This window comes from Cellulomonas sp. NPDC057328 (assembly GCF_042667215.1).
Classification (GTDB): domain Bacteria; phylum Actinomycetota; class Actinomycetes; order Actinomycetales; family Cellulomonadaceae; genus Cellulomonas.
This window is the reverse complement of sequence record NZ_JBHUZW010000125.1, coordinates 1-11,351: the sequence shown is the minus strand read 5'-3', so window position 1 is coordinate 11,351 and position 11,351 is coordinate 1. Positions and strand designations below refer to the sequence as shown.

The following is an 11,351-nucleotide window of genomic DNA, read 5'->3' as shown; positions in this document are numbered from 1 at the left end:
CCGCCGGCCGTCGGCGCCGGGAAGGGGTCAGACCGCCGCGGCGGCCTTCTCCAGCCACTCCTCGTCCACCGGCGAGCCGGGGAAGCGGGCCAGGCGGCGCATCGGGATGGCGCGCATCATCTGGCCCGTGTCCGGCGCGAACAGCATGTGCGCCGTCGGGGTGCCCTCGACCGCCTGGCGCAGGCGGTCGCCGAGCACGGGGTGCGCCAGCCACTGCTCCGCCGTCGAGTCGGCGTCGACGGGCAGCGCGACGTCCTCGCCCGCCAGCTCCACCGACGCACGCTGCCGCAGGTCGCGGGACGACGCGCCCTCGAGCACCGTGAACGTGCCGGGCTCGACCACCCAGCGCCGCAGCACCGGGTGCCAGAACGCGAACGCGCGGGCGTCGAGCTCGATCTCCACGCGTGCGGACGCGCCCGCCTCGAGCGCCACCTTCGCGAAGCCCTTGAGCTCTTGCTCGGGCCGGAACACCGAGGCCTCCTCGTCCGCGACGTAGACCTGCACGACCTCCTTGCCGGCGCGGTCGCCCGTGTTGGTCACGGTGACCGCGACGCGCACGCGCGGCTGTGCGCCGTCGTCGAGCACCTGCACGTCGAGGTCGTCGTGCGCGAACGTCGTGTACGACAGGCCGTGCCCGAACGGGTAGGCGACGTCGAGCGCGTGCGCGTCGTACCAGCGGTAGCCGATGAGCAGGCCCTCGCCGTAGCGGACGACGCCGGCCTCGCCGGGGAAGTTGCCGAGCGCCGGGTTGTCCTCGAGCGCGACGGGGAGCGTCTCGGCGAGCCGGCCCGACGGGTTCACGGCGCCGACGAGCACGTCCGCGACCGCGCCGCCGCCGGCCTGGCCGAGCAGCCAGGTCTCGAGCACCGCGTCCGCGTGCCCCTGCCACGGCTCGACCTCGACGACGGACCCGTTGGTGAGCACGACGACGACGCCCTCGGCGACGGCGGCGACGGACTCGAGCACCGCCACCTGCTGCGGCGGCAGGTGCATGTGGTCGCGGTCGTAGCCCTCCGACTCCCACGCGTCGGGCAGCCCGAGGAACACCACGGCGACCGCGGCGCCGCGGGCCGCCTCGACGGCCTCGGCCGCCAGGCGCGCCACCTCGTCGGCGGGCGCGTCGTCGGCCAGCGCGAAGCCGGGCGCGAACCGCACCTCGCGCTCGCCGAGCGCCAGCCGCAGCGCGGTCACGGCGTCGTCGACGCGGGTGGGCGTGACCTGCGACGACCCGCCGCCGCCGAGCCGCGGGGTGGCGGCGAACGCGCCGACGACCGCGACGGCGCCGGTGTCGGCCGGGTCGAGCGGCAGGATGCCGCCGTCGTTCTTCAGCAGCACCACGGAGTCACCCGCGGCCTCGCGCGCCAGCGCGTGGTGCGCGTCCTCGTCGTACGTCTGCCCGGGCGCGAGCGCGTCCTGCGAGCGTGCGACGAGCTCGAGCACGCGCGTGACGGCCACGTCGACCTCCGCCTCGGTGAGCGTGCCCGCCTCCAGCGCGCGCCGCACCGCGGCCGCGCCGACGCCGCCCGACGACGGCATCTCGAGGTCGAGGCCCGCGGCGACCGCCTCGTCGCGGTCGTACACCGCGCCCCAGTCGGACACCACGAGGCCCTCGAAGCCCCACTCGTCGCGCAGCACGCGCGTGAGCAGCCACGGGTCCTGCGAGGCGAAGACGCCGTTGATGCGGTTGTAGGAGCACATGACCGTCCACGGCTGCGAGCGCGTCACGACGGTCTCGAACGCCGGCAGGTAGATCTCGCGCAGCGTGCGCTCGTCGACCTCGGCGGACACGGACATGCGGTCGGTCTCCTGGTTGTTCGCCGCGAAGTGCTTGAGCGACGTCCCGACGCCGTGCTCCTGCACGCCGTCGACCAGCGCGGAGGCGAGGTGGCCCGCAAGGTACGGGTCCTCGGAGAAGTACTCGAAGTTGCGCCCGCACAGCGGCGACCGCTTCATGTTGACGCCCGGGCCGAGCACGACGGACACGCCGAGGGCCCGCGCCTCCTCGGCGAGCGCGCGGCCGACGCGGCGCAGCAGGTCGACGTCCCACGAGGACGCGGTCGCGGCCGCGGGCGGGAACGCGACGGCGGGCGCGGCCTCGAGCCCGCCGAGGTGGTCGCCCTCCTCGTGCTGCGCGCGCAGGCCGTGCGGGCCGTCGGACAGCATCACCTTGCCGATGCCGAGCCGCTCGACCGGCTGCGTCCGCCAGAAGTCGGAGCCGTCGAGCAGGTCGACCTTCTCCTCGAGCGTGAGCTGCGCGAGCAGGGCGGGGACGTCGAGCGGCGTGCCGCCCGGGGCGGCGGTGGTGTCGGGCATGCGAGGGCCTCCGGAGGTGGTCGGGTGCGGACGGGCGGGGGTGCCGGGCATCAGCGTGCCCCGCGGATGAGGAGCGTGCTGGCCGCGCCGACGACGGCCACGGCGGCGCCGGTGAGGAACAGCGCGGCGTAGTTGCCGCCGCCGCCGATGCCGAGCAGCAGCGGCGCGAGCGCCGGCGCGAGCGACTGGGGGAGGGCGTTGGCGATGTTGAAGACGCCCATGTTCTTGGCGGCCTCGGTCTCGCGGTTCGGCAGCACGTCGGTGACGAGCGCGAGGTCGACGGCGAAGTAGAGCCCGCTGCCGGCGCCGAAGAGCGCGGTCGCGAGGTAGAGCGTCGTGGGCTCCTGGGCGACGGCGAAGACGACGAGCGCGGCGGCCGCGAGCACGGTGGCGGCGACGACGAAGACCTTGCGGCGGCCCGTGCGGTCAGAGACCGCGCCGCCGACGGCCGCGGCGACCACGAGCGCGACCGCGCTGACGACCATGAGGCGCAGCTGCCAGGACAGCGCCGTCGCCTCGTCGAAGCCGAACCGGTCGAGCAGGTAGAAGACCTGGAACGCGTTGTACGCCGCGAGCGCCAGCAGCAGCAGGAACCGGCCGGTGAACGCCCACGCGAAGTCGGGGTGCCGGCGCGGGTCGAGCCAGAACGCGCGGAGGAACGCGCCGAGCCGGAACGGCGGCAGCGTGCTGCCGTCGAGGACCGGGTCGCGGAGCACGGCGGCGAGCCAGAGCATCCCGGCGACGCCGATCGCGGTCGGCACGACGAACATGAGGACGGGGGAGGCGCCGGCGGCCGTGAACGCGTACGCCAGCGCGACGCCGACCAGCGGGGCGGCGTTCTGCGCGATGCCGAGCCAGCCGGAGACGCGACCGCGCAGCCGCTCCTCGACCTGGTCGGGCAGCACGGCCTGCACCGCGGCCTGCGTGCAGTTGAACGCGGCCTGCGTGAGCGCCCAGCCGATGGCGACCACGGCGATCGAGGGGGCGAGCGCGATCGTCATGAGGCCGGCCGCGCCGACGAGCACGCCGAGCACGATCCAGGGCCGACGGCGCCCGAAGCGGGATGTCGTGCGGTCCGACAGCGCGCCGGCCAGCGGGTTCGCGACGAACGCGAAGAAGGCGCCGATGCCGGTGACGAGCCCGAGCGCCCCCGCGCGCTCGTCCGCGGTGGTGAGGGCGTTGACCCGGAGGGCGAGCGTGCTGACGACCGGCGTGAGCAGCGCGACGTTGAACGCGAGGAAGCCGCCCACGTAGGCGGGGACGAGGCGGCGGGAGGGCGTGCGCACCGGTGCGGGCAGCGGTGGCGTGCCGTCCAGCGGGAGGGGCTGCTCCGCGGGGGCGAGGTGCGTCATGGGGACTCCTGTGTCCGGCGGCCTCCGTCGGCCGCGACCGGCACCCACGGTGACACGAAACCCGACCGATCGGTAAGTTTCTGTCCCTGTGATCCCCATCACCGACCGGTCGGTCGGTTTCCGGCGGCTAGGGTGCGTCCCATGACCGGAGCCCGCCCCGACACCGGGGTCGCCGGCCCCGTCCGTCGCCGGACCGCCGGCGGTGGCTACGCGAAGGGGCGCGCGCGCCGCCGCGAGATCACGGCCGCCGCCACCGAGCTGTACGGCGAGGTCGGCTACCGCTCGGCGTCGCTGCGCGAGGTGGCGGCGCGCGTCGGCCTGTCGCACACGGCGCTGCTGCACCACTTCCGGACCAAGGAGGCTCTCCTGCTCGCGGTGCTCGAGCAGCGCGACGAGGAGGACCGGGCCGCCGCGGACGCCGCCGGCGACCCCGTCGCCGCGCTGGGCTCGCTCGTGCGGGTGGTCGAGGCCAACGTGCGCCGTCCCACGATCGTGGAGCTGTTCTGCATCCTCTCCGCCGAGGCCACCGCGCCGGACCACCCCGCGCACGTCTGGTTCCGCGACCGCTACCGCACGGTGCTCGCCTTCGTCGGCGACGCGCTGCGCGGCGCGCAGGCCGCGGGGGTGCTGCGTCCCGGCGTCGACCCGGCGGACGCAGCACGGCGCGTCGTGGCGCTCATGGACGGCCTGCAGGTGCAGTTCCTGTACGACCGGGCCGGTACCGACATGGTCGGCGCGCTGCGCGCCGAGCTGCAGGCGCTGGTGACGGTGCCGCTCACGGAGTGAGCGCGGGGCCCGACCGTCCCAGCACGTGGTCCGTGAACCACGATGTGAGACCGCGAGGGAGCGAGGTGACACGCACGCGTCACGGGCGTAGTGTCACGGCCGTGCAGACGATCCTCGTAGTACTTCCTGAGCGCGCCGGCTGAGGCCGACACCGCCAGGTCTCGTCCGCGCGCGCTCGCCCCTCGTCCATCCCGGTGCCCGGGTCGAGGGGCTTTTTCGTGCCCGGCGTGCCTGAGCGCCGGGGATCGCACCGGATGTGCGCACGCCGCACGACCGACAGCACCGAGCAGCACCAGGAGACGACGATGGTCCAGGGTCCTCACCCCGCACCGCCGCGCACGCCGGTCCGCCCCGTCCGGCCCGCCGGCGACGCGACCGTGCGCCCGGCCGACGCGGACACCCGCCGCATCGGCCCCGAGAAGGTCACGGGCGCCCAGTCGATCGTCCGGTCGCTCGAGGAGGTCGGCGTCGACACCGTCTTCGGCATCCCCGGCGGCGCGATCCTGCCGACGTACGACCCGCTCATGGACTCGACCCGGGTGCGGCACATCCTCGTGCGGCACGAGCAGGGCGGTGGCCACGCCGCGGCCGGCTACGCGTACGCCTCGGGCAAGGTCGGCGTGACCATGGCGACGTCCGGCCCGGGCGCCACCAATCTCGTCACCGCCATCGCCGACGCCAACATGGACTCGGTGCCGATGGTCGCGATCACGGGGCAGGTCGGCGCGCCGCTCATCGGGACGGACGCGTTCCAGGAGGCCGACATCGTCGGCATCACGCTGCCGATCACCAAGCACAACTACCTCGTCACCGACCCGGACGACATCCCGCGCACCATCGCGGAGGCGTTCCACATCGCGTCCTCGGGCCGCCCCGGCCCGGTGCTCGTCGACATCGCGAAGTCGGCGATGCAGAGCGAGACGACGTTCAGCTGGCCGCAGGACGTGCAGCTGCCGGGCTACCACCCGGTGACCAAGCCGCACGCCAAGCAGGTCCGCGAGGCCGCGCGCCTGCTCGCGACCGCGCGCCGGCCGGTCCTGTACGTGGGCGGCGGCGTGATCCGTGCCCGGGCGTCCGAGCTGCTGCGCCGGCTGACCGACCTGTCCGGGGCGCCCGCGGTGACGACGCTCATGGCGCGCGGCGCCCTGCCCGACAGCCACCCGCAGCACCTCGGCATGCCGGGCATGCACGGCACGGTGGCGGCCGTCGCGGCGCTGCAGAAGGCGGACCTCGTCGTCGCTCTGGGTGCGCGGTTCGACGACCGCGTGACCGGCAAGCTGTCGAGCTTCGCGCCGAACGCGACCGTCGTGCACGCCGACATCGACCCGGCCGAGATCGGCAAGAACAAGCGTGCCGACGTGCCGATCGTCGGCGACCTGCGCGAGGTCCTCGCCGACCTGCTGCCCGAGCTCGAGCGCGAGCACGCCCAGCAGGGCAGGCCGGACCTCGAGGCCTGGTGGCGTCAGCTCGACGCGTGGCGCGAGACGTTCCCGCTCGGCTACGACGAGCCGACCGACGGGCACCTCGCGCCGCAGCACGTGATCCGCCGCATCGGCGAGATCACGGGCCCGGAGGCCATCTACGCGTCCGGTGTGGGGCAGCACCAGATGTGGGCGGCGCAGTTCATCCGGTACGAGCGCCCGAACTCGTGGATCAACTCGGGCGGCCTCGGGACGATGGGCTTCGCCGTGCCGGCGGCCATGGGCGCGAAGGTCGGCGACCCCGACCGGGTCGTGTGGGCGATCGACGGCGACGGCTGCTTCCAGATGACCAACCAGGAGCTGGCCACCTGCACGATCAACGAGATCCCGATCAAGGTCGCGGTGGTGAACAACAGCTCGCTCGGCATGGTCCGCCAGTGGCAGACCCTGTTCTACGAGTCGCGCTACTCCAACACCGACCTGCACACGGGCCACGGCACGGTGCGGGTGCCCGACTTCGTCAAGCTCGCCGACGCCTACGGCGCGGTCGGCCTGCGCTGCGAGACGACCGCCGACGTGGACGCCACCATCAAGCGCGCGCTCGAGATCGACGACCGTCCGGTGGTCGTGGACTTCACCGTGTCGCGCGACTCCATGGTGTGGCCGATGGTCGCCGCCGGCGTGAGCAACGACGACATCCAGTACGCCCGGGGCATCAGCCCGGCGTGGGACCGCGAGGACTGAGAGGAACGCAGCGATGACCCGCCACACCCTGTCCGTCCTCGTCGAGAACAAGCCGGGCGTGCTCACACGCGTCGCCGGCCTGTTCGCCCGGCGCTCGTTCAACATCCACTCGCTCGCGGTCGGCCCGACCGAGCACGACGAGATCAGCCGCATCACCGTCGTCGTCGACGTCGACGCCCTGCCGCTCGAGCAGGTGACGAAGCAGCTCAACAAGCTCATCAACGTCATCAAGATCGTCGAGCTCGAGGATGCCGCGTCCGTCCAGCGCGAGCTGCTGCTCGTGAAGGTCAAGGCCGACGTCGCGCAGCGCACGCACGTGCTCGAGGTCGTGCAGCTGTTCCGCGCGCACGTCGTCGACGTCGTGCCCGACACGGTCGTCGTCGAGGCGACGGGCAGCCCGGGCAAGCTCGACGCCCTGCTCGCGGCCCTGGAGCCGTTCGGCATCCGTGAGATCGTGCAGTCCGGCACGGTCGCCATCGGCCGCGGACCGCGGTCCATCACCGACCGCGCGCTGGAGCGCGTGAGCCGGTCCGCCTGACCTCCGTCCGTCCCCCAGCACCCCTACGCACCACACATCGAGGAGATCCACCGTGGCTGAGCTGTTCTACGACGACGACGCCGACCTGTCGGTCATCCAGCAGAAGAAGGTCGCCGTCATCGGCTACGGCAGCCAGGGGCATGCGCACTCCCTCAACCTGCGCGACTCCGGCGTCGACGTCACCGTCGGCCTGCGCGAGGGCTCCGCGTCCCGCGAGAAGGCCGAGAACGAGGGCCTCACGGTCGCCACGGTCGCCGACGCGGTGCGCGGCGCCGACGTCGTCGTGATCCTCGCGCCGGACCAGGTGCAGCGCATCGTCTACCGCGACGAGATCGAGCCGAACCTCAAGGACGGCGCCGCGCTCGTCTTCGGCCACGGCTTCAACATCCGCTTCGGCTACATCAAGCCCGCGGCGAACCACGACGTGCTCATGGTCGCCCCGAAGGGCCCGGGTCACCTCGTCCGCCGCGAGTACGCGGACGGGCGCGGCGTGCCGGTCATCGTCGCGGTCGAGCAGGACGCGTCGGGCTCGGCGTGGGAGCTCGCGCTCTCCTACGCCAAGGCGATCGGCGGCCTGCGTGCCGCCGGCATCAAGACGACGTTCACCGAGGAGACCGAGACCGACCTCTTCGGCGAGCAGGCCGTCCTCTGCGGCGGCGTGTCGCAGCTCATCCAGTACGGCTTCGAGACGCTGACCGAGGCGGGCTACCAGCCCGAGGTCGCCTACTTCGAGGTGCTGCACGAGCTCAAGCTCATCGTCGACCTCATCTTCGAGGGCGGCATCACCAAGCAGCGCTGGTCCGTCTCCGACACGGCCGAGTACGGCGACTACGTCTCCGGCCCCCGGGTCATCACGCCCGACGTGAAGGAGAACATGAAGGCCGTCCTCGGCGACATCCAGAACGGCGAGTTCGCGCGCCGCTTCATCGCCGACCAGGACGCGGGCGCCCCGGAGTTCCAGGCGCTGCGCGAGAAGGGCCAGAACCACCCGATCGAGCCGGTCGGCCGCGAGCTGCGCCAGCTGTTCGCGTGGGTGAAGCCCTCGGACACCGACTACCAGGAGGGTTCGGCGGCGCGCTGACCTCCGTACCTCCCTCGGCCACGGGCCGTCACGCACCTGCGTGGCGGCCCGTCGCCGTCCCTGCTCCGGTCGCCGGTCCGGTGGGGGCGGGGCAGGATGGCCGCGACCCGAGCCGAGGAGGACCGATGGACGAGCCGCGGACGACGGCGCGCGAGCGTGCGGACGTGCAGGACGACGAGGGGCTGCTGGCGTTCTGGCAGGCCGCGCAGGGCCACCTGGGCTTCGGACGGCTGGGCGTGATCGTGGGCGACCAGTCCGACGACGTGGTCGTCCCGCCGGCGTGGGCGTTCGGCGTCACGGCGGCGGAGGCGGACGCCGAGGTCGAGGCGGTGCTCGCCGGGCGCAAGACGGCGACGTCAGGACCCCGGACGGCGTTCGACGACCTGCCGGAGGTGGGGGACGTGGGGATCGTCCTCGACGGGGAGCGGCGGCCGCGCGCGCTCGTGCGGGTGACGGACGTGCAGGTGGTCGCGGCGGCCGACGTCACGGCGGCGCACGCCGGTGCGGAGCTGGGCAGCGCGGCGGACGACGTCGTCGACCGGTGGCGTGCGCTGAACGGCGGCGTGAGCGGCGAGGTGGCCGGGGACGTCGTGCTGGAGCGGTTCGAGGTGGTGTACCCGACGGACGGTCCGGCGCCCGCCGTCGACTGACGGTGCCGGTCAGGGCGTCGCTGTCCACGTGGTGGAAAGCGTCGGTCCGACAGGCAGGACGGTCGTAGGGTGACGAGCATGTCGGACAGCACGCGCACCCTGGACCTCGCCGTCGTCGCCGGGGACGGCATCGGCACCGAGGTCGTCGAGCAGGGCCTGCTCGTGCTCGAGGCCGCCCTCGGCGCCGGCGGCCCCCGCCTGGCCACGACGGACTACGACCTGGGTGCGCGCCGCTGGCACGCGACGGGGGAGACGCTCACCGACGCGGACCTCGACGCCATCCGCGCGCACGACGCGATCCTGCTCGGCGCGATCGGCGACCCGAGCGTCCCGTCGGGCGTGCTGGAGCGCGGCCTGCTGCTGAAGCTGCGCTTCGCGCTGGACCACTACGTGAACCTGCGCCCCGGCAAGCTGTTCCCGGGCGTGACCAGCCCGCTCGCCGCGCCCGGCGAGGTGGACTTCGTCGTCGTCCGCGAGGGCACCGAGGGTCCGTACGTCGGCAACGGTGGCGCGATCCGCGTGGGCACGCCCGCCGAGGTCGCCAACGAGGTCAGCGTGAACACGGCGTTCGGGGTGGAGCGCGTCGTGCGCGACGCCTTCGCCCGCGCCGCCGCGCGTCCGCGCAAGAAGCTGACGCTCGTGCACAAGCACAACGTGCTCGTGCACGCTGGCCACCTGTGGCGTCGCACGGTCGAGGCCGTGAACGCGGAGTTCCCCGACGTGACGGTCGACTACCTGCACGTCGACGCCGCGACGATCTTCCTCGTGACGAACCCGTCGCGCTTCGACGTCATCGTCACGGACAACCTGTTCGGCGACATCCTCACCGACCTCGCCGCCGCGATCACCGGCGGCATCGGCCTCGCCGCGTCCGCGAACATCAACCCGGACCGCACGGCGCCGAGCATGTTCGAGCCCGTGCACGGGTCCGCGCCCGACATCGCGGGTCAGGGCAAGGCCGACCCGACGGCCACCGTGCTGTCCGTCGCGCTGCTGCTCGACCACGTCGGCGAGACGGCGGCCGCCCGCCGCGTCGAGGCCGCCGTCGCGGCGGACCTCGCCGAGCGCGGCTCCGCCGAGCGAGTACGGTCGACGGCCGAGGTGGGCAAGGACCTCGCCGCCCGCGTCGCCGGCTGACGCCCCTCCCGCAGGGGCGCGGCACGCGACCCGCACCGCCCGACGAGTCCTGACCCCGCAGGCCCGCGTCCGTGCACCCGCACGGTCGGCGCCGCCTGTCCACCCGGCCGTCCGCACCGGTACCGTCGACGTCGACCCTGGTGAAAGGCCCTCCCATGAGCACCCTCGCGACCCCTGCCTCGGCGCAGTCCCCCGAGCAGACCCCCGAGCAGACCTTCGAGATCCACGCCTCCGCGCACCCCGTGCCGGACGACGAGCGCGCGGCGGCGCTGGCCGCGCCCCGGTTCGGCACGGTCTTCACCGACCACATGGCGCGCATCAGCTGGTCGCAGGAGACCGGCTGGCACGGTCGCCGCGTCGAGCCGTACGGACCCCTGCAGCTGGACCCGGCGACGGCCGTCCTGCACTACGCGCAGGAGATCTTCGAGGGCCTCAAGGCGTACCGGCACCCCGACGGCACCGTGTGGACGTTCCGTCCGGAGGCGAACGCAGCGCGGTTCCGCCGGTCGGCGCAGCGCCTCGCGCTGCCCGAGCTGCCGGAGGAGGACTTCCTCGGCGCGATCCGCGCGCTCGTGGGCGTCGACCGGGAGTGGGTGCCCACGGGCGAGGAGACGAGCCTCTACCTGCGCCCGTTCATGTACGCCTCGGAGCGGTTCCTCGGCGTGCGCCCGTCGCTCGAGGCGGAGTTCCTCGTCATCGCCTCGCCCGTGGGCCCGTACTTCGCGGGCGGCGTGAAGCCCGTGTCGATCTGGGTGGCGCGCGACTACCACCGTGCCGGTGCGGGCGGCACGGGTGCCGCGAAGTGCGGCGGCAACTACGCCGCGAGCCTGCTGCCGCAGCAGGAGGCGTACGCCAAGGGCTTCGAGCAGGTGTGCTTCCTCGACGACCGCACCGGTACGCAGCTCGAGGAGCTCGGGGGCATGAACGTCGTGGTGGTGCACGCCGACGGGTCCGTCGCCACGCCGCCGATCGGCGGCACGATCCTCGAGGGCGTGACGCGCTCGTCGATCCTGCGCCTGCTGACCGATGCCGGCCACGAGGTCTCCGAGCGCCCGATCCTGCTCGACGAGCTGCGCGCCGGCCTCGCCGACGGCAGCGTCACCGAGGTCTTCGCGTGCGGCACGGCGGCGGTCATGACGCCCATCGGCCGCCTCGCGAGCGACGACTTCGACCTCGTCGTGGGTGACGGCCAGGCGGGCCCCGTGACGACGCGCATCCGCGCGGAGCTCACCGACATCCAGTACGGGCGTGCCGCCGACCGGCACGGGTGGATGACGCAGCTGCTCTGACGAGCCGGCGCACGGACGGCGGCGGTCCCCGGAGCGGGGG

At 73.7% G+C, this 11,351-nt stretch carries 9 protein-coding genes; 7 read left to right on the top strand and 2 right to left on the bottom strand.

Annotation, left to right across the window (positions count from 1 at the left end):
• Positions 1-27: 27 nt before the first annotated feature.
• Together ACFUMH_RS16625 and ACFUMH_RS16620 are read right to left on the bottom strand one after the other, a co-directional pair.
• Positions 28-2,313, bottom strand: a complete 2,286-nt coding sequence (locus tag ACFUMH_RS16625; protein WP_378208135.1) for a glycoside hydrolase family 3 C-terminal domain-containing protein — start codon at positions 2,311-2,313, stop codon at positions 28-30.
• A gap of 50 nt (positions 2,314-2,363) precedes the next feature.
• On the bottom strand, positions 2,364-3,665 hold the full coding sequence (locus ACFUMH_RS16620; RefSeq protein ID WP_378208132.1) for an MFS transporter: 1,302 nt from the start codon (positions 3,663-3,665) through the stop codon (positions 2,364-2,366).
• A 141-nt stretch (positions 3,666-3,806) separates the two neighbouring features.
• Between ACFUMH_RS16620 and ACFUMH_RS16615 the strand changes: the two genes are divergently transcribed.
• From ACFUMH_RS16615 to ACFUMH_RS16585, 7 genes are all read left to right on the top strand, one after another.
• A complete protein-coding gene (locus ACFUMH_RS16615) occupies positions 3,807-4,451 on the top strand; it encodes a TetR/AcrR family transcriptional regulator (protein ID WP_378208129.1) in 645 nt (214 codons plus the stop codon).
• A 305-nt stretch (positions 4,452-4,756) separates the two neighbouring features.
• Positions 4,757-6,616, top strand: coding sequence for an acetolactate synthase large subunit (locus tag ACFUMH_RS16610; RefSeq protein ID WP_378208125.1), 1,860 nt, complete (start codon positions 4,757-4,759; stop codon positions 6,614-6,616).
• 13 nt (positions 6,617-6,629) lie between these two features.
• Positions 6,630-7,154, top strand: a complete 525-nt coding sequence (gene ilvN / locus ACFUMH_RS16605) for an acetolactate synthase small subunit (protein WP_378208122.1) — start codon at positions 6,630-6,632, stop codon at positions 7,152-7,154.
• A gap of 52 nt (positions 7,155-7,206) precedes the next feature.
• Positions 7,207-8,235: a ketol-acid reductoisomerase gene (gene ilvC, locus ACFUMH_RS16600; protein WP_378208119.1), complete on the top strand. Its 1,029-nt coding sequence runs from the start codon at positions 7,207-7,209 to the stop codon at positions 8,233-8,235.
• Between the two features lie 125 nt (positions 8,236-8,360).
• Positions 8,361-8,885, top strand: a complete 525-nt coding sequence (locus ACFUMH_RS16595) for an ASCH domain-containing protein (RefSeq protein ID WP_378208116.1) — start codon at positions 8,361-8,363, stop codon at positions 8,883-8,885.
• A 78-nt stretch (positions 8,886-8,963) separates the two neighbouring features.
• On the top strand, positions 8,964-10,022 hold the full coding sequence (locus ACFUMH_RS16590) for a 3-isopropylmalate dehydrogenase (RefSeq protein ID WP_378208113.1): 1,059 nt from the start codon (positions 8,964-8,966) through the stop codon (positions 10,020-10,022).
• Positions 10,023-10,177: 155 nt separating this feature from the next.
• Complete coding sequence (locus ACFUMH_RS16585; RefSeq protein WP_378208110.1) at positions 10,178-11,311, top strand: branched-chain amino acid aminotransferase; 1,134 nt, start codon at positions 10,178-10,180, stop codon at positions 11,309-11,311.
• Positions 11,312-11,351 lie beyond the last annotated feature (40 nt).